Annotated in this window: 16 protein-coding genes; 10 read left to right on the forward strand and 6 right to left on the reverse strand. The window is 55.5% G+C overall.

Annotated features, from left to right (window positions below):
• Positions 1-423: 423 nt before the first annotated feature.
• From RYC18_RS04115 to RYC18_RS04130, 4 genes are all read left to right on the forward strand, one after another.
• Positions 424-1,740, forward strand: coding sequence for an MFS transporter (locus RYC18_RS04115; RefSeq protein WP_316883477.1), 1,317 nt, complete (start codon positions 424-426; stop codon positions 1,738-1,740).
• A 472-nt stretch (positions 1,741-2,212) separates the two neighbouring features.
• Positions 2,213-2,482: a helix-turn-helix domain-containing protein gene (locus RYC18_RS04120; protein ID WP_004657623.1), complete on the forward strand. Its 270-nt coding sequence runs from the start codon at positions 2,213-2,215 to the stop codon at positions 2,480-2,482.
• A gap of 183 nt (positions 2,483-2,665) precedes the next feature.
• Positions 2,666-3,385 (forward strand): hypothetical protein, encoded by a 720-nt coding sequence (locus RYC18_RS04125; RefSeq protein ID WP_316883483.1) that lies wholly within the window; start codon positions 2,666-2,668, stop codon positions 3,383-3,385.
• 725 nt (positions 3,386-4,110) lie between these two features.
• Entirely contained in the window at positions 4,111-4,983 is an 873-nt protein-coding gene (locus tag RYC18_RS04130; protein ID WP_316883485.1) for a hypothetical protein, read from the forward strand.
• A gap of 4 nt (positions 4,984-4,987) precedes the next feature.
• On the opposite strand, the gene RYC18_RS04135 is transcribed toward RYC18_RS04130, so the two are convergent.
• Together RYC18_RS04135 and RYC18_RS04140 are read right to left on the reverse strand one after the other, a co-directional pair.
• The gene (locus RYC18_RS04135; RefSeq protein WP_002552545.1) at positions 4,988-6,064 is read right to left on the reverse strand and encodes a diguanylate cyclase; all 1,077 of its coding nucleotides are present in this window, start codon (positions 6,062-6,064) and stop codon (positions 4,988-4,990) included.
• A 301-nt stretch (positions 6,065-6,365) separates the two neighbouring features.
• Positions 6,366-7,568 (reverse strand): MFS transporter, encoded by a 1,203-nt coding sequence (locus RYC18_RS04140; protein ID WP_005746258.1) that lies wholly within the window; start codon positions 7,566-7,568, stop codon positions 6,366-6,368.
• Positions 7,569-7,677: 109 nt separating this feature from the next.
• Between RYC18_RS04140 and RYC18_RS04145 the strand changes: the two genes are divergently transcribed.
• The gene (locus tag RYC18_RS04145) at positions 7,678-8,586 is read left to right on the forward strand and encodes a LysR family transcriptional regulator (RefSeq protein WP_316883492.1); all 909 of its coding nucleotides are present in this window, start codon (positions 7,678-7,680) and stop codon (positions 8,584-8,586) included.
• A gap of 32 nt (positions 8,587-8,618) precedes the next feature.
• Here RYC18_RS04145 and RYC18_RS04150 read toward each other — a convergent pair whose 3' ends face one another.
• From RYC18_RS04150 to RYC18_RS04160, 3 genes are all read right to left on the reverse strand, one after another.
• On the reverse strand, positions 8,619-9,209 hold the full coding sequence (locus RYC18_RS04150; protein ID WP_002552548.1) for a polyribonucleotide nucleotidyltransferase (polynucleotide phosphorylase): 591 nt from the start codon (positions 9,207-9,209) through the stop codon (positions 8,619-8,621).
• Positions 9,210-9,351: 142 nt separating this feature from the next.
• Positions 9,352-10,164 (reverse strand): VacJ family lipoprotein, encoded by an 813-nt coding sequence (locus RYC18_RS04155; protein ID WP_005733992.1) that lies wholly within the window; start codon positions 10,162-10,164, stop codon positions 9,352-9,354.
• Positions 10,157-11,455 carry a serine protein kinase PrkA gene (locus RYC18_RS04160; protein WP_005733991.1) on the reverse strand — a complete coding sequence of 433 codons (1,299 nt, stop codon included), beginning with the start codon at positions 11,453-11,455 and terminating at the stop codon, positions 10,157-10,159. The genes RYC18_RS04155 and RYC18_RS04160 overlap by 8 nt, the downstream gene beginning before the upstream one ends.
• Positions 11,456-12,731: 1,276 nt before the next feature.
• Here RYC18_RS04160 and RYC18_RS04165 point away from each other — a divergent pair.
• The 3 genes from RYC18_RS04165 to RYC18_RS04175 all read left to right on the forward strand — a co-directional run bounded on the left by RYC18_RS04165 (position 12,732) and on the right by RYC18_RS04175 (position 15,789).
• The gene (locus RYC18_RS04165; protein ID WP_002552551.1) at positions 12,732-13,586 is read left to right on the forward strand and encodes a glycine betaine ABC transporter substrate-binding protein; all 855 of its coding nucleotides are present in this window, start codon (positions 12,732-12,734) and stop codon (positions 13,584-13,586) included.
• A 236-nt stretch (positions 13,587-13,822) separates the two neighbouring features.
• Entirely contained in the window at positions 13,823-14,134 is a 312-nt protein-coding gene (locus RYC18_RS04170; protein ID WP_002552552.1) for a DUF485 domain-containing protein, read from the forward strand.
• Positions 14,131-15,789 carry a cation acetate symporter gene (locus RYC18_RS04175; RefSeq protein ID WP_005746255.1) on the forward strand — a complete coding sequence of 553 codons (1,659 nt, stop codon included), beginning with the start codon at positions 14,131-14,133 and terminating at the stop codon, positions 15,787-15,789. The genes RYC18_RS04170 and RYC18_RS04175 overlap by 4 nt, the downstream gene beginning before the upstream one ends.
• Before the next feature lie 105 nt (positions 15,790-15,894).
• Here RYC18_RS04175 and RYC18_RS04180 read toward each other — a convergent pair whose 3' ends face one another.
• Positions 15,895-16,053, reverse strand: a complete 159-nt coding sequence (locus RYC18_RS04180; RefSeq protein ID WP_002552554.1) for a DUF3309 family protein — start codon at positions 16,051-16,053, stop codon at positions 15,895-15,897.
• A 314-nt stretch (positions 16,054-16,367) separates the two neighbouring features.
• On the opposite strand from RYC18_RS04180, the gene RYC18_RS04185 reads away from it, so the two are divergent.
• Both RYC18_RS04185 and RYC18_RS04190 read left to right on the forward strand, forming a co-directional pair.
• Positions 16,368-16,745: a DUF2784 domain-containing protein gene (locus RYC18_RS04185; RefSeq protein ID WP_005746253.1), complete on the forward strand. Its 378-nt coding sequence runs from the start codon at positions 16,368-16,370 to the stop codon at positions 16,743-16,745.
• Positions 16,746-16,848: 103 nt separating this feature from the next.
• Positions 16,849-17,664 carry an SDR family oxidoreductase gene (locus RYC18_RS04190; protein ID WP_005746252.1) on the forward strand — a complete coding sequence of 272 codons (816 nt, stop codon included), beginning with the start codon at positions 16,849-16,851 and terminating at the stop codon, positions 17,662-17,664.
• Positions 17,665-17,880: the final 216 nt, after the last annotated feature.

Below are 17,880 nucleotides of genomic sequence, written 5' to 3' on the forward strand. Positions count from 1 at the left end.
AGTTCACGACGCTCTGCGTCGTCAAGAGGACGCGGAGCGTCCAGAAACGGCATGCGACGCGGAGCGCCGTACGATAGTTGAAGTGATCGTTACTCACGCTCCAGCGTGGGAATGCAGTTCACGACGCTCTGCGTCGTCAAGAGGACGCGGAGCGTCCGGAACGGCATGCGACGCGGAGCGCCGCACGATAGTTGAAGTGATCGTTCCTCACGCTCCAGCGTGGGAATGCAGTTCACGACGCTCTGCGTCGTCAAGAGGACGCGGAGCGTCCAGAAACTACATGCGACGCGGAGCGCCGCACGATAGTTGCGATCATCGTTCCCGCTACAGGCCTCAGCTCCGTATCAGTGCGCCCGCAAGCTTTGCTATCCTTCGCGCCCTGTGAGCGCCAGGCGCTTTTTTCAGCCATGTTTCGGGGGCTTCATGACGGCCATCGTTCAATCCACTCCCCAGCCCTTCAGCAGAGCCGACTACAAGACCCTGAGTCTTGCGGCGCTGGGTGGCGCGCTGGAAATCTACGACTTCATTATCTTCGTATTCTTTGCACTGACCCTCAGCCAGCTGTTTTTCCCGCCCGACATGCCCGAGTGGCTGCGTCTGCTGCAAAGCTTCGGGATCTTCGTGACCGGCTATCTGGCGCGCCCGCTGGGCGGGATTCTCATGGCGCACTTCGCCGACCGGCTGGGACGCAAGCGGGTGTTCAGCCTGAGCATTCTGATGATGGCCCTGCCTTGTCTGCTGATCGGCATCATGCCCACCTACGCACAGATCGGTTACTGGGCGCCGTTGGTGCTGCTGGCGTTACGCATTCTGCAAGGCGCAGCGGTCGGCGGCGAGGTACCCAGTGCCTGGGTCTTCGTGGCAGAGCACGCACCCCAAGGGCATCGCGGCTACGCACTCGGGGTTTTGCAAGCCGGTCTGACGTTTGGATACCTGCTCGGTGCGCTGACCGCAACATGGCTGGCAAGGGTCTTCAGCCCGGGTGAGATCCTTGACTGGGCGTGGCGCATTCCGTTTCTGCTGGGCGGTGTTTTCGGTGTAGTGGGCGTCTGGCTGCGTCGCTGGCTGAACGAAACGCCAGTGTTCATCGCCATGCACGCCCAGCGTGAAAACCTGCCTGCACTGCCGCTTGGCCAGGTCCTGCGCGATCATCGCCAATCCTTGCTGCCTGCCGCGCTGTTGACGTTTGTGCTGACGTCCGCGGTGGTCGTGCTGGTGGTGATTACCCCGACGGTCATGCAGCAGCGCTTCGGGATCAGCGCCAGCAATACCTTCGCCCTGAGCGCAGTGGGCATCGTCTTCCTCAATGTCGGCTGCGTGCTGGCAGGCATGCTGGTTGACCGCATCGGTGCGTGGCGCGGGGTCATCATCTACAGCCTGCTGCTGCCGCTGGGTATAGGCGTGCTTTACGCCAGCCTCATCCAGCAATGGATGCCGCTGGGTATCGCCTACGCCATTGCAGGGCTGGCCTGCGGGGTTGTCGGCGTGGTGCCTTCGGTGATGGTCGGACTGTTCCCTGCGAACATTCGTGTGTCAGGCATCTCGTTCACTTACAACATTGCCTACGCTTTTTGGGCGAGTACCACGCCATTGCTGCTCATCGCGCTGATGCCCTGGAATATCTGGGTTTGCGTGCTTTACAGCCTGGTCATGGGGATTGTGGGTCTGACGACCGCAGCGGTATTCGGCCTGCGCCGGGGTGTAGTGGTAGATGACCTTGCAACCGGCAGAAGCGGATAGCGCCAAGCCTGTTCCTGCTGGTGCGCCTCTTTCTCGCACGCAGCCGCTCATCTCTGTGGGCGGTTTCGCAAATGAAACATATCAAGAAAGTTCCTCAAGTCAGGCGCTGTCAATTGTAACAAGTGATTGTAATTCTGTTTGCTCAAGTCTATCTTGCGCCCCTCTATATTATTTTTATCTATTGAGCTGGTGTGCTCTTGCCTGCCACGATTCCAACGTGGCCCGGCTGGCGGGTTATTTATGATTTCATTAAATTGATAGTCGTAATTTTCCTGTATTTTCTGTAGGAAATTTCTTCAGTCGTTTATTAATTAACGATTATTCTTACAGGTATTTGTTTTTGGCAAGGTTTTGGTTTTTATTCGGGTTTAATGAAAAACAATACTAAATAAAATGATTTCTGTGCCGATTTACTTTTTAGGTCATGGAAGACAAGTGTAAGAAACATCCTACAAATTTGCTCTAGGGCAAAATGATGGCAAGGGGAAGTAGTATGGAGGTGACAATGAGAGAGCAAGAGGTTCTTGGCCTGCTGTTGCAGGGCTGTACGAACAAGGAAATCGCCAGGCAGCTCCGTATCAGTGACTATACGGTTCGCGATCACGTGTCTTCGCTACTAAGAAAGAGCCGTGTAAAGACCCGTGTCGAGCTCATGGCGCGTTGTGTTTCTATCTTGCTTCCGGGAAAAAGTAACCGACCCCCTACATCTGTCGGATTGCGTAACGAGTCAGCACATACATAATGTGTCTTGTCACAGAATATATCTTGTCAGGGCGATCAGCGTTATCGGGATAGTGCCCCAAGGTCAATAATCTCAATGTTGCACTACGGTTGCTTTTCGGTGTTCGGCTATCTGGCTGCCCGGAACAGGGGATTTCTGAAGTTCGTCCTTACGGCAAACCGTAAAGAATAAAAAGGAGCAATCATGACTGTTTGTTTTGTTCGGGGCCGGTCTGAGTCCGATCAGTCATTGCGGCTGGATCCGCATCGGCCCGGTTTGAATCTCACAACAGACTTCCATCGCCTGGCAACCCGTCAGTCGGCACTTTCGGTGACGCAACTTGCCGAGCAACAGAAAAAACTGTCCGGCCCCGTTGGCCTGTTTGCCAAACTCTGCCGACAGGTTCGCTCGCATGGACGCCAGGCCCCGTTGATCGAAGAGGTCGAGCGGCTTGAGGGGCGCAAGCGCAAGTGGCTGGCCGAGCAGGCTGTACAGTTCATCCTGGGCTTGCACGGCCGCCGGCCAGCGGTCGATAACCCGTTCAAAGGCCTGTTGCGCGAAGACCTGTGCTGCATCGTGTTCGATGACGCATCGCTGCACACGCTGGTCGAGCGCTACACTGCCGGTGAAGCACTGCGGCACCAGGACAGCGAGTACTTCGTCAAACTGATTGCCACCACACGGAACACGGTCGAGCGACGAATCGTCTTCCACGGCTTGCTCGAACACTTCGACCGATTGCTACCGATCGAAAAGAGCATCTACCCGCTCAATTATCGCACCACCCAGCTTGCCCATCTGGAGCAGGAAGAAACCCTCTACGGCAAGTTGATCATGGAGCAGCCCATTAGCACACTGCTTGAAGTACATACCCCTGCATGGCTGTTGGAAAATCTTTCCTCTTTTGAGTTTTCGATTGATTGAGAACCCGCTCTGGATGTCTACGGGCTAAGGCTTTTTCTGAAAAGTATTTGATATGGATATATAAAGCTGTTCGGGGTTTACGATTTTTTCAGTAACGGTTTTAAATTTTTCGAGCTTTTTGAAGGCGTAGCATTAAATACCGCATGTTTTTATCAGTGGCTTATACAATAAAAGAGTAGTAAGAAGAATCGCAAATGCCGCGTGTTTTTAATGATAAATCATTGGGAAAAGTGTTATGAAAAAAATTAGTACCTCTGTTGCTGTTGTTTTTGTCTTCGGCCAGTCAAGCTGCAGATTACTCGGTGACAACTACAAGAACACCTACGACTATAAACGGACCTGGGCATAATGCATTCTCCAGGCACCAGTTGAGATTGTCCGATTACCCTCGCGGGACGGCCAATAACTCCCGATTGCGGAAAATCTCATGGACGGCGACATCATTTCCGGACAGTAAAGGTGAGCGCGCCAATCTTTGCTTTCGAACCACGGGTGTACACGATATCGATTGTGTAACTATTATTCCTGGCGCTCCAGGTAGTACTGAGCTCTTCAATAATCTCGGTTTTAGCTACGCGTCGGATGTGATCATTCGGCACAACGCTGAAAGTGGACCTTGGCAAAGTAAGCCGTTGGGGGCGGAAACAGTCACCTTTCATTTAACGTATTGATTGTCGACCCCTGACGATAAACGTCAGGGGTTCCATAGGCCAGGAGTCCACATTATGCGGGTAATCAGCTCTGGAATAGAAGCGCTGGTAACAGCAAGGCAACTTGATGAAAAAATAGCCTCTAAAAAAATACCCATTCTTGCTAGCTCATCCAGTCGTCCAGACTTTCTGGACCCCTCCGTGACAATCAGCGGCGGGGCGATTCTCAAACAGAGAATTTTCGGACTGACAGACCCTAAATTTCCAGCACCCATGCTAGGTAAGGCAGAGTGCGGCACGTCCATGCCTGAAACCTCTTTTTTAACACGGGATGACCGAAGGCTTCTTGGCGAGGTTTATGAGTGGGCCAGAGATCAGGGGGCTGATCTTTTCTACGTCGATGACTTGGCGTTTGGGCTGGCATCCTACAGGGAGAAAGACGATGGAAGGATCTGGTCTCGTCATAACGAAGGCAAGACCTATGACATGGAAGGGCACAAGGTCTTTTACAGTTTTACAGATACAAATGCGGCGACGGCCAAGCGTATTATTGAGGGAAGCGCTTTAACAACAACACGGCTGGATCAGGGTTTTATTCGTTTTATCACGGACAAAGACTACGGTGCCCTTGGTCACAACCACTTTGAGTTCATGGAAAAAGTCATCAATCGTTTTTCGACGTCGGGGGAAAGGGACCAGCAACTTGGACCTGACTATGCTACCTATAAAAGCCAGAAAAACGACTACATTAGAACTCTGTCAAAGGAAAAGTACGCCCTTGGCGAGGGTGACATTCGGGAAACCGGCATCCCCGCTCAAAAAACCACAAAACCCAAGGAAATCACCCTGGAAAGCCTGCGAGAAGACATGCGCAACTCGTTCATGAAGGCAATGGGCATCAAGAACTTCTCATCCCTGTTTGACGTTCTGTTCAAGAACCGGCGTTGACCGGTCAGGCATCGGCACTCAGTGGCTGGAGCTCTGACGGCATATCCTGAGCGCTGGCCACGCAGTTGCGACCAGTGCTTTTGGCGAGGTACAGCGCCTTGTCTGCTTCGTGCAACCAGGATGAGGCATCCGGCAGTTCAGGAGAGTAGGCGGCTATGCCGATACTGAGGCTGACCTTGAGATCGCGCTGCAGAGAGTAGGTCATTTCATCTATCGCCAGACGCGTGCGCTCCAGGATTTCCCGCGCTTGAAACAAGTGGGTGTCCGGCAGAATGACGCAGAACTCATCCCCGCCACAACGTCCGATCAGATCCGAGTCACGCAGGTTTTCCATCAGTGCTTCACTGATGTTCTGCAGCACTGTATCGCCCATGAGGTGGCCATAGGTATCGTTGATGACTTTGAAATGGTCAATGTCGATCAGTGCGATGACGCACTGCTGATGCTGGTTCTGGCTTTTTACGTACTCCAGATCAAGCAGGTCTTTCCATGCGCCATGATTGAGCAGTCCAGTGAGGCTGTCGGTGCGGCTTATTTTGCGCAGGATGTTGCGATGCTCCCAGAGCTTCAGGGTGACCTGATGGCTCATCCAGCCGATGAAAATAGGGTAAATCACCAGTACGGGAAGGCAGGCATAGATCTGTGCCATGTTGCCATGCAGATTGACAGCAGGGTTGAGCAAGGCCAGCGAGATCAGTACACCCAGTGCCTGTGCGCACAAGCCTTGCAGCATCAGGCGTGGCCCGGCAGCAGCCATGTTATGCATGGCCATCATCGCGATGACCGTAACGCCGGGAACGGCACTGAAGCCCATCGCGCCAATCCAGAACCCGCCCATCAGCGAATCGAAGAGCAGATTGCGCCATTCAGCCTGATAGGGTTCGCGCGACTTTTTCGCAATCTGGTAAGCAACATGTGGCCAGACCAAGGCATTGAGCAGTGCCAGCGTCCAAAGCCAGTGTGCGGCATTCACGTAATACAAAGACACAGCGACAGTAATAAAGCCAACGCTGACACCGAGAGATCTCGGCGCGTAGATCCGCTTGGCGAATGCCAGTCCCTTGCGGTGATATGAGCTCATAGTTCCTTACCGGACATAACGTCTTGAATCGGTCAGAAACCATGACTCCTTGACCGAAAGGCTGGAGTTTGAGCGTTCGACAGTGTCATGGGAAGAGCATTTTGCAGTGCTGTGTCAATTAGCTGCACATTGGGAAGGCTTGCCTGTTCCGGAGTCAATTAACTGACAAAAACAGCCAGGAAACAGGTTCAAAAATATGACGAAACATACAAGCAGCGGCACACTGGAATAACCGGGCAGTGTAGTTGCGTCTTTGCAAAAGTACTGCCCGGTGACATCCGGCTAATCGAGCCGGGCCAGGTTATGCGGCTGTCTTGTTTTTCTGAATCCCGGTCATCCAGGCGACACCAATGGCCAGCAATGCAACGACGGCTGCGACATATCCAACTGCATTCAGGCCCAGATGCTCAATGGTCAGACCGCCAATGATCGATCCCAGACCTATACCTGCGTTGGCGGCCGAGACGTTCAAGGTTCCTGCCAGTGCCTGGGCCTGCGGTGCCGCTTTCATCACCCTGATCTGACAGATAGGGAACAACGCTGTGTGGGCAATACCCCAAATCACCAGCACCACGGCCAGTAACGGCATCGAGCCTGCGGCAGGTACGCTTGCGGTCATGCCCAGCGCCAGCAGCAGCGCAAACACCATGGTTGAGCCCAGCGGGCTGCGGTCCACATACCGGCCACCCAACGCATTGCCGATCAGGCCGACTGCACCAAAGCCCATTAACCACCAACCTACTTGAGCCGACTCGATACCTGCGATGCGTTCCAGCGTATCTGCCAGGTAGGTGTAGGCGCCAAACATGGCAGTGAACAGCAAAATGGACAGTAGCAGGTTGGCGAGGAACAGCGGATCTCGCAGGATTTTTGCCTGCTCGGCGAGGCCTACCTTTGCGGTAGGTTCAATACGTGGCATCGACAACGCCAGCAGCACTGCCATTAATGCAGACAGCAGCGTCAGCGCCCAGAACGCGCCGCGCCAGCCCACTGCATCGGCAAATACGGTGCCCAGCGGGATGCCGAACAGCATCGCGGCGGAGATACCGAGGTAGACCTGCGCCACAGCCTTGCCAGCGCGCTTCGGTCCGGCCAGCAGGCTTGCGGTTTCACTGGCGGTGCCCCAGAACACCGGCAACGCCAATGCTGGAATGAATCGCGCCAGTGCCAGCACCCAGATGTTGCTCGACACCGCAGCCAGAGCGTTGGAGGCCGCGAAAATCAGCAGGATGACGATGAACGTACGCTTGCGGTCCAGGTGCGAAAGCATGGCTGTCAGCGGCGGGCCAAACAGCATCACCGTGAAGGCGAATAGCGTGACCAGCAAACCGGCAGTAGAAATGGAAATTCCCAGATCGCGGGCCAGTGAAGGCAGCAGGCCTATGATGAGAAATTCAGTGGTAACGATTACGAAGCCAGCCAGCGCCAGGATCGCGATGGACAAGCCAGCACCGGTCGAGCTTTCGCTCTTGGTGCCGGAGGCGGCAGTTTCCAGAGACGGCATGATACGAACCCATAAAAAATAAGTTCGCCAGCTTATTGCAGAAAATGATTCCTATCTTTGGCAAATATTCCGTACATTGTGGACTTAAATTCACTAATTGGTCTTCCATGTGCTGTCCACTGACCGCCTCAAGGGCATCGAAACGTTTGTCGCCGTTGCCAATGCTGGGAGCTTTACGGCAGCCGCTGACCGCTTGAGTCTGACCAATTCCGCAGTCAGCAAAAGCGTTGCACGCCTGGAGAGCCGCCTGGGCATGCGTCTGTTCGAGCGCACTACCCGAAGTCTCGCGCTGACGGAGGAGGGGGCGGCCTATCACGCTGTGTGCACGCGCATGCTTGCCGACCTGGAGGCTGCCGAAACCGCGCTGGCGGCGCAGCGTACAGAACCCGCCGGACAACTGCGTATCGATCTGCCTGCGACCTTTGGTCGTTTGCACGCGCTGCCGCTGATCCTCGCCTTCACCGGGCAGCATCACAAGCTGCGCCCGCGGATAACCTTCACTGATCGTTTCGTCGACATTCTTGAGGAAGGTATCGACCTGGCCGTGCGCATCGGCGGTCCTGCTGTCTGGCCAGCGGGCGTGGCGCACCGTTACCTGGGCACCGAGCGGGTGATCTTTTGTGCTGCACCGGCTTATCTGGAGCTCCACGGCGTACCGACGACGTTCGAGGACCTTGCCAGTCACGCATGTATTCTGTTTGGTCGTGGCGATGGCAGCACCAGCCCTTGGTTGTTTGTTGACGACCAAGGGCAGCGTGAGGCTCGCGCTGTCGAAGCGCGGCTGGTTATTGGCAACGGCGAAGCCCAGGTGGCTGCGGTGACTTCGGCGTGGGGCATTGCGCAGCTGGCGACCTGGCTGATCAGGGAGCAGTTGCAGCGTGGCGAGTTGGTGGAGATCCTTCCACAACTGGCCACTGACGGTTTGGCGCTGCATCTGGCCTGGCCGCGCAACCGCGAGTCATTGCCCAAGGTGCAGGCGCTGGTTGAGCGACTGTCAGAGGCGTTGCGGGTGGATTAAGCCATACTGGTCAGAGCCACCCGATGCTCGAATCATTCGCCTATGACGGCCTTCACCAGCGCTGCGTGTTCCTTCGGGTTTTTCGCGTTGGAGACCACATTGAGCACGGCTGCGCGGGCACCCGAAGCGGCAATGATCGATGTGCTCAGAACCTGGGCGTCGCTCATGGTCGCCGAGGTATCCAGCTGCCGCACACCCAGACCGTTCTTCTTGACGATCTTTTTGTCACCCAGCTTTTTGAAGTCTTTGTAGCCGGTACTCTGCTGGGCAAGTATCCCGGTGACCAGGCCATCAAGCACTACGCCGTCGTTGTCGCTGGCCTGCACGCCCATTGGCATAGGCGTCTCGGTAACGATCAGCACGCGCTTTTCAGCGGCATTGGTGTAGAGCGCACCCGTCACCCCCTGAGCCTTTGCCTTCGCGTCAATCTCGGGCATCTCGCCCTGCACGTAGCCCGCAGGAATGGTAAACGCCAGTTTGCCACCCAGCAGCGACGCCTTTTGTACCGCAGCGGCGGCAGGCGCAGCGGCCTGGGGCTTGGTCGCGGCCTGAACGCTGACCATGCTCTGGCAGGCTGCCAGCGCGACACACACAACAATTGCCTTGAAACCGAAAGACCGCATGGAAATTCCTTGTTTGTCTGTTAAATGGAGATGGATCGAGGCCTGTGTGCCCGAGGAATGTGAGTGGCCCGGCAGGTAAAAGTGCCCATAAAAAACGGCCAGCAGGATCACTCCAGCTGGCCGTCCTTTTACTGCGTTTCGCTTACTCGGCGATCTGCAGTTTGCGCGACTCGGTATAGACGTAACGCACTTTCTCGTACTCGAATGGCGAGTTCAGCTGGCCATATCGGAAGCTGGTGACATACCGGCGATCAATCGCACGCAGCACGGTGATTTCCGGATGGTCGTCGCTGACTTCGGCAACGTTCAGGAAGTTGATCTGGTTTTCAGCCGTGTAGTCGAACAGCATGCCGCCAGTGTCACGCAGGTTCGATGGGCCGAACAATGGCAACACCAGATAAGGGCCGGCAGGAACACCATAAAAGCCCAGCGTCTGGCCGAAGTCTTCGCTCTGGCGCGGCAGGCCCATCATGGTCGCCGGGTCCCACAGACCGGCGATGCCGATGGTGGTGTTGAGCAGCAGACGACCGGTTGTGTCCAGCGAACGCTCACCCTTGAACTGCAGCAGGCTGTTCAGCAGGTTGGAGACGTCCCCCAGGTTGCTGAAAAAGTTGCTCACGCCGCTGCGCACGAAGCCGGGTGTGATGTAGCGATAGCCGTCCACGACCGGCAGGAACACCCATTCATCAAAGCGGTAGTTGAAGTGGTACACCCGACGGTTCCAGGATTCCAGCGGGTCGTAGACTTCCAGCGCGTTAATGGAGGCGCGCTCGAATTCACGCTGATCCAGCCCCGGGTTGAATTGCAGCGACTTCAGCGGCTGGGTGAAACCGTCAGCATCGGTCTGACGGGCCACAGTGGCCGGGTGTTGAGCCTTGTTGCTGGTATCCGCGTCAGCGGCCTGGACTGTGCCGGCACAGAGCAGAGCGGCAAGAAGTAAAAGACGTTTAGCCACGGAAAAACTCCAGCATGGCGTCGGTGTTGACGCGGTAATTAAGGTTGCCGCAATGCCCGCCGTACGGATAAACGGTCAGACGATCCCCGAAGGTCTTGCGCAGGAAGCCCAGATCACCCGAGCCCAGAATCACATCGTCAGCGTTGTGCATGACGGCAATCTTGGTGTTGCTGTGCAGGTAATCCTTGAGTGCGTAAAGACTGACCTGGTCGACCAGCTGCAGCAGGCTACCGCCGTCAGTGCGGGCGCGCCACATCGGAATGACCTGTTCGGTCAGGTAGCAATCGAAGTCGCATTGCAGGGCACGCTTGAGGAACGGCGTCAGGCTGGTGCCTTCAGAAATAGGGAATTTCGGTGGCGTGATCAGACCGCGGCGGTTGATCAGGTCCGAGGTGAACGCGATGTCGGCAGACGAGAAGCGGAACGAGGTGCCGATCAGCATCGCCATCTGCTCATTGGTCAGGTGCTGCTTGGACTGCTGGAAGTCGAACAGCAATGCATCGTTGAGGTCGATGTAACCCTTTTGCCGGAAGTAACGGGTCAGCTTGGCCAGCACCAGTTCATAGAACGTGGTGGTGTTGTTGATGCCCTTGACGTTGGTCTGCACCAGTTTGTCGAGGTTGCTGATCGAGGTGTAAAGGTTGACCGGCGGGTTGAGCAGCAGCACTTTCTTAAAGTTGAAGCTGCGGCGGGTTTCATCCAGTTTGCTGACGAAGGCGGCATTCAGTGCGCCGAGGCTGTAACCGGTCAGGTAATAGTCGGTCACCGGCAGTTGCGCCTGCTGGGCACGAATGGCCTGCATGACGCGATAAATGTCTTCTGCATCGTCGGTGGAGACACCAGGAGTGGCAAAGCGCGAGGCCGAGCTCATGAAGTCATAGCTGGTGGGCGAAGACAGCTGCACGACGTGGTAGCCCGCGCCGTAATAGAGTTTTTTCAGGAATTCATTGATGGTGCTGTTATACGGCGCGCCTGTGCCGGCGATCAGGAAGATAAGCGGGGCAGCGTGGTCCTGCTTCGCCAGGCGATAGTGCAGCTTTTTTACCGCCCAGAAGTTGTCCGGCAGGGTGAACTCGCGTTCGGGATGCAGGTTCAGGGTGTAGACGTCCTGATCGATGTCTTCATCGTCAGGCAGATCGGGGCGCAGATCAGGCGGTGTGGTCGCAATGGTCGCTTCAAACGGATTAGTCAGCGGGTAGCCATAGGTAGCAGAGTCGACGGTGGTTGCCAGAGCGGACGCACTTAAACACAAGCCACCTATAACGGTAGCGAAGCGCAGAAAACGGAGCATGACTAAATCCCTTGGGAAAGAAGTGCTGATGAGATACGCAGGCTATGACCAAGGTGTAGTGCCAAAGTGCCGCATCCACCGGTTAACCGTGTAAATTATGACGGAACAATACACGTTCTTTGGAATTTGCAATGCAGTTATGCGGTTTATTTTTTGCAGGCGACGTAGATTGGCTCGGTTTGACCATACAGGCGGGGGACTGACTGCCGCTACATCCAGCTACGCTGCAGCTTCCTGGGGACGAAAAACACAAAGGAGAGCCGTAGCTCTCCTCTAATGTGTTTTACCTGCTCTTTTTATTGTTGTAGGGCGGCCTGTTATTGTTGTTGGCGGCCAGTCCCTTTACAGCGTTGTTGGGCGACCCCCATCCGGGGTCAAGAGCAAACGTATTTTTTTGAGCGCTGACTCGCTTTAATCACCTGTCTGCACAACATCGTGATCCCACCGGTTCGGGAGCTACCTGAAGGTAGTTTTATTGTTCTCTGTCCGGTCGCGAGGCCTTTCACCGAAAGGTCCCTGTAAAGCTGATCCACTCCAAAAAAATCTGTTAGCTGCGCCTCTGTCCGTTTTGTTCTTGTTATGTCAGAGCCGTTACGTCTTGTTTTTATTGGTTTGCCGCTTCGTTTCTTGTTTTTGTTGTACAAGAGAGATAGCAGAAGCTGTGCCAACTTTTTAAAGTGCTTTTAAAACAACGATTTAGCTGTTCTGCGGGAAGAGGTGAGTGGGCTGCGCTGGAAAAACTGTTCCCGTGTTACCCGTTCGGGCCGGTGGATGTGAGTCGGCGGTAACACATCCTGTTTCCTTTTATAAAACGAGCAGGCTGAGACGTTTTTCAGCAGCGCTTGTCGCTGATGACTGCATGTTGTCGTTTCCCGTTGCCCGAGTGTCGTAGCCAGAGCATGTCTGCTTGCCCGGCAGGTTGATGATGACGGTGGCAATTTGCTGCGTGTCACTGCGCGTGGCGGCGATCAGAGCGCAGCGTGCCCCGAAACTGGACGCTCAGCGTTATACATCAGCCCCGGAGAGCCCGGGAAGTGATGCTTTCAAGCTTCTGCCCGCAGGGCGTGGGAGCGAACCTGTTCGCGAAAGGGCCGGTACAATCTCTGAATATGCATCGTCTGAGATACAGCCTTCGCGAACCAGTTCGCTCCCACGGCCTTCAGCCAGAATCACAAGCAACGTGTGTATGACGATGAGAGCCAAGCGTGGGTGTGCGCTTGAAAACAACGTTGACGAAGCCCGACAACCGTCGGTGCAGACTTCCGGGGAAGCGACAATGATGATGCGAAAAATACTGGGGGCGGGTGCCGCTCTGGTGCTTGCTGTCAGCTCCACGCTGGCGATTGCTGAAACCAAAACCCTGACTATCGGCTATGTGGAAGGCTGGTCCGACAGCGTCGCCACCACCTTCGTGGCTTCCGAAGTGATCAAGCAGAAGCTTGGCTACGACGTCAAACTGCAATCGGTCGCGGCCGGGATCATGTGGCAGGCCGTGGCCACCGACAAGCTCGACCTGATGTTGTCTGCTTGGCTTCCGGGCACTCACGGCGAGTACTACACCAAGTACAAGGATCAGGTCGTCAACTACGGGCCCAACTTCAAGGACGCCAAAATCGGCCTGATCGTGCCTGAATACGTGAAAGCCAAAACCATCGAAGACCTCAAGACCGATGCTTCCTTCAACAAGAAGATCACCGGGATCGATGCCGGTTCAGGGGTTATGCTCAAGACAGATCAGGCCATCAAGGATTACGGTCTGGACGGTTACAAACTGCAGGCGAGTTCCGGCGCAGGCATGATTGCCGAACTGACTCGTGCGGAGAAAGCGCAGAAAGCCATCGTCGTCACCGGCTGGGTGCCGCACTGGATGTTCGCCAAGTGGAAACTGCGTTTCCTGGAAGACCCTAAAGGCGTCTACGGTGCAGCTGAAACCGTCGACAACGTCGCCAGCCTTGGCCTGGAGAAAAAAGCCCCCGAGGTCGTGGCCTTCCTGAAAAAATTCCAGTGGGCATCCAAGGATGAAATCGGTGAAGTGATGCTGGCGATTCAGGACGGTGCCAAACCTGAAGCCGCTGCCAAGGACTGGGTAGCCAAGCACCCGGATCGGGTTGCTGCATGGACCGCTAAATAGTTCTGCAGCCCTCTGCAAAAGCCGTTTCAAGGCCGTCTGGTGCCATCGCCAGACGGCCTTTGGCGTTTCTGGACCACGGTATTTTCTGCACAGGCTGACTGATGGCGGACCTGTGCCGTGCAAAGAGGTTCATCTGCGGCTAGTGTCGTTCTAATACTAAGGTCGTCTGGAGTGCGCGCCGGACCCGACTAAAGTGCGTTACGTGACATCTCATCTGTGCTGCGAGGACAAAAACAATGAACGACAGCATTTACCTCTCGATTCAAAACAGCCCGCGTTTCAAGGAGCTGGTATCCAAAAGAGAGCGGTTCGCCTGGATTCTCTCGGCGATCATGCTTGGCCTGTATGCGGCCTTTATTCTTTTGATTGCGTACGGACCCCATATTCTGGGGGCCAAGTTGAGCCCGACTTCAACCATTACCTGGGGAATGCCGATAGGCGTAGGGCTGATTCTCTCCGCGTTTGTGCTGACCGCCATCTATGTTCGCCGTGCCAATGGCGAATTCGATGATCTGAACAACGCCATCCTGAAGGAGGCTCAGCAATGATCCGGCGCCTATCAGCAGCACTTGGCCTTGCCGCCTTCGCGCCGACTCTCTGGGCGGCAGACGCATTGACGGGCGCCGTGCAGAAGCAACCCCTTAACATCGCCGCGATTGTCATGTTCGTGGTATTCGTCGCCTTCACGCTGTACATCACCTACTGGGCGTCGAAAAAGAACAAGACCGCGTCGGACTACTACTCGGCAGGCGGCAAGATCACCGGTTTCCAGAACGGTCTGGCAATTGCCGGTGATTACATGTCGGCAGCGTCCTTTCTGGGGATTTCCGCACTGGTCTACACCTCCGGCTACGACGGCCTGATCTACTCGATCGGCTTCCTGGTGGGCTGGCCGATCATTCTGTTCCTGATCGCCGAACGCTTGCGTAACCTGGGTAAATACACATTTGCTGACGTTGCGTCGTATCGCCTCAAGCAAAAGGAAATTCGCACCTTGTCCGCCTGCGGCTCGCTGGTGGTAGTGGCGTTCTACCTGATTGCGCAAATGGTCGGTGCCGGCAAGCTGATCCAACTGCTGTTCGGTCTGGACTACACGGTTGCGGTGGTACTGGTCGGCATCCTGATGTGCCTTTACGTATTGTTCGGCGGCATGCTGGCCACTACCTGGGTGCAGATCATCAAGGCAGTCATGTTGCTGTCCGGTGCGTCGTTCATGGCCCTTATGGTTATGAAACACGTTAACTTCGACTTCAACATGCTGTTCTCCGAGGCGATCAAGGTTCACCCTAAAGGTGAAGCGATCATGAGCCCTGGCGGTCTGGTGAAAGACCCGATTTCAGCGTTCTCGCTGGGTCTGGCGCTGATGTTCGGTACTGCTGGCCTGCCGCATATTCTGATGCGCTTCTTCACCGTGAGCGATGCCAAGGAAGCCCGCAAGTCTGTGCTGTACGCAACCGGCTTCATCGGCTACTTCTACATCCTGACCTTTATCATCGGTTTTGGCGCGATCCTGTTGGTCAGCACCAACCCGGCGTTCAAGGATGCAGCGGGTGCCTTGCTGGGCGGTAACAACATGGCAGCGGTTCACCTGGCCGATGCGGTCGGTGGCAGCCTGTTCCTGGGCTTCATCTCGGCAGTCGCCTTCGCCACCATTCTGGCAGTGGTTGCCGGTCTGACCCTGGCAGGTGCTTCGGCGGTCTCCCATGACCTGTATGCCAGCGTGATCAAAGCGGGCAAGGCCAACGAGAAAGACGAGATCCGTATCTCGAAAATCACCACCATTGCGCTGGCAGTCGTGGCGATCCTTCTGGGTATTGCCTTCGAAAGTCAGAACATCGCGTTCATGGTGGGTCTGGCGTTCTCGGTCGCTGCAAGCTGCAACTTCCCGATCCTGCTGCTTTCCATGTACTGGAAAAACCTGACCACCCGTGGCGCTATGATTGGCGGCTGGATGGGCCTGATCAGTGCCGTGGTGCTGATGATCCTGGGGCCAACCATCTGGGTGCAGATCCTGCATCACGAGAAAGCCATTTTCCCTTACGAATACCCGGCGCTGTTTTCTATCGCCATCGCCTTCGTAGGTATCTGGTTCTTCTCCATCACCGACAAGTCGAAAGCGGCAGAGGGCGAGCGCGCCTTGTTCTACCCGCAATTCGTCCGGTCACAAACAGGCCTGGGTGCCAGCGGTGCGGTTTCGCACTAAGTGCTGAAGCAGTAAATAAAGCAGCCTTCGGGCTGCTTTTTCATGGGCCATAAAAAAGCCCCGCCTGGAGAGGCGGGGCTTTTGCCTGTTGCTTGAAGCAACAGGTTATATCTTGCCGAGCAATACCAGAATCAGCAGGATCACCAGGATAGTACCGATGATGCCCGACGGACCGTAGCCCCAGCTGCGCGAGTGCGGGAATACCGGCAGACCGCCAACCAGCAACAGAATCAGAACGATGATAAGAATAGTGCCGATGCCCATGATGAGTTCCCTCTTTCATTTAAGTTAGTTAACAGATGCAGTACAGAATTTCATACCCAACGGCACTGAATTTGCCTGCTTGACTCATCCGACTATGGCCACTCGGGAAAGGTTTCATCTATTTTTAATAATTTCTTACATATCTAAAAAATCATTAAAATCATGGGCTTGATGTGTTTTTGTCCGACAATAATTCGGGTCTAGTTGATGGAAAGTGCCTGAAATGATCTTAAAAATAATTGAACTAAATGGCGTGAAAATTCTCCGCTGATTTGCACAGATGACCTGATTGAAATCCAGCAGAGGGCGCGCAGATGTTTTATCGAGTGGCGGCAGATGCCGTGGTCGCGTTTCATCTACTGTTCATCGTATTCGTGCTGTTCGGCGGTCTGTTGGTAGTGAGCAGGCCGTGGCTGGCATTACTACACGTTCCGGCAGTTGCGTGGGGGGCTGCGGTTGAGTTTCTGCATCTGTATTGCCCACTGACACCGCTGGAAAACACACTGCGCCGCACAGCCGGTGAGCAAGGATATGACGGCGGCTTCGTCGAGCATTATCTGATTCCGCTGATCTACCCGGCCGGGCTTACGCCGGGCATACAGCTGTGGCTGGGGGGCATTGTGCTGTTGGTCAATGTGTCGGTGTACGGTCTGTTATTGATGCGTTTCGTATCACGCGTGCGGCATTCATAAGCTTCGGGTTTGCTCCAGGCATTCAGCGCCTTGATGGTGGGGTTGTAGGGCCCCAGCTGTGATTACACTCAGGCAACTCCTGCACATCACAAGGCACTCGGCTATGCAAAACCGCATCATGATTACTGGCGCCGGCTCAGGTCTGGGTCGTGAAATTGCACTGCGCTGGGCGCGCGAAGGCTGGCGGCTGGCGCTGTCGGACATCAACGATGCCGGTCTGCAGGAAACCCTGATGCTGGTGCGCGAGGCGGGTGGTGACGGGTTCGTTCAGCGTTGCGATGTTCGCGATTACAGTCAGCTCACGGCGTTTGCTCAGGCATGTGAAGAGCGACTGGGCGGCATCGACATCATCGTCAACAACGCGGGCGTGGCATCGGGTGGCTTCTTCAACGAGCTGTCGCTGGAAGACTGGGACTGGCAGATCGCGATCAACCTGATGGGGGTCGTCAAAGGCTGCAAGGCGTTTTTGCCTATGTTGCAGGCCAGCAAAGGCAAAATCATCAACATTGCGTCGATGGCCGCGTTGATGCAGGCCCCGGCGATGAGCAATTACAACGTCGCCAAGGCAGGGGTTGTGGCACTTTCCGAAAGCCTGCTGGTTGAACTGCATGATCAGGGCGTCGCCGTGCATGTGGTCTGCCCGTCGTTCTTTCAGACCAACTTGCTGGATTCGTTTCGAGGCCCGACGCCTGCCATGAAAGCGCAGATCGGCAGACTGCTGGAGAAGTCACCGATCACTGCCGCAGATATTGCCGACTACATCTTCAGGCAAGTAGCCGCAGGCGAGTTCATGATCCTGCCCCACGAAGAAGGCCGAATGGCCTGGGACCTGAAGCGCAACCAGCCACAAGCGATGTATGACGAAATGACCATCATGTGCGCAAAGATGCGCGCCAAGGCGCAGAAAGGGCACGCCTGACACCGCCCCAAAGTTTCACTATCGTGCGACGCAGAGCGTCGACATGTCGTTGCGTACGTTGACTATCGTGCGACGCTCCGCGTCGCATGCCGTTCCGGACGCTCTGCGTCCTCCTGCGACGCAGAGCGTCGCGACCTGCATTCCCACGCTGGGGCGTGCGGAACGATAACCTCAACTTCGTGCTAAAGCTTTTGCGTCAGTCTGGCCCTGTATTTC

Source organism: Pseudomonas syringae group sp. 247E2 (assembly GCF_032587795.1).
In the GTDB taxonomy this organism is placed as follows: domain Bacteria; phylum Pseudomonadota; class Gammaproteobacteria; order Pseudomonadales; family Pseudomonadaceae; genus Aquipseudomonas; species Aquipseudomonas amygdali.

Coding starts and splice junctions, on each gene's coding strand:
- RYC18_RS04150 (WP_002552548.1), bottom strand. CDS start 9,209: ATGCGGTCTTTCGGTTTCAAGGCAATTGTTGTGTGTGTCGCGCTGGCA.
- RYC18_RS04190 (WP_005746252.1), top strand. CDS start 16,849: ATGCAAAACCGCATCATGATTACTGGCGCCGGCTCAGGTCTGGGTCGT.
- RYC18_RS04130 (WP_316883485.1), top strand. CDS start 4,111: ATGCGGGTAATCAGCTCTGGAATAGAAGCGCTGGTAACAGCAAGGCAA.
- RYC18_RS04175 (WP_005746255.1), top strand. CDS start 14,131: ATGATCCGGCGCCTATCAGCAGCACTTGGCCTTGCCGCCTTCGCGCCG.
- RYC18_RS04185 (WP_005746253.1), top strand. CDS start 16,368: ATGTTTTATCGAGTGGCGGCAGATGCCGTGGTCGCGTTTCATCTACTG.
- RYC18_RS04120 (WP_004657623.1), top strand. CDS start 2,213: ATGATGGCAAGGGGAAGTAGTATGGAGGTGACAATGAGAGAGCAAGAG.
- RYC18_RS04125 (WP_316883483.1), top strand. CDS start 2,666: ATGACTGTTTGTTTTGTTCGGGGCCGGTCTGAGTCCGATCAGTCATTG.
- RYC18_RS04140 (WP_005746258.1), bottom strand. CDS start 7,568: ATGCCGTCTCTGGAAACTGCCGCCTCCGGCACCAAGAGCGAAAGCTCG.
- RYC18_RS04135 (WP_002552545.1), bottom strand. CDS start 6,064: ATGAGCTCATATCACCGCAAGGGACTGGCATTCGCCAAGCGGATCTAC.
- RYC18_RS04160 (WP_005733991.1), bottom strand. CDS start 11,455: ATGCTCCGTTTTCTGCGCTTCGCTACCGTTATAGGTGGCTTGTGTTTA.
- RYC18_RS04115 (WP_316883477.1), top strand. CDS start 424: ATGACGGCCATCGTTCAATCCACTCCCCAGCCCTTCAGCAGAGCCGAC.
- RYC18_RS04180 (WP_002552554.1), bottom strand. CDS start 16,053: ATGGGCATCGGCACTATTCTTATCATCGTTCTGATTCTGTTGCTGGTT.
- RYC18_RS04165 (WP_002552551.1), top strand. CDS start 12,732: ATGATGATGCGAAAAATACTGGGGGCGGGTGCCGCTCTGGTGCTTGCT.
- RYC18_RS04170 (WP_002552552.1), top strand. CDS start 13,823: ATGAACGACAGCATTTACCTCTCGATTCAAAACAGCCCGCGTTTCAAG.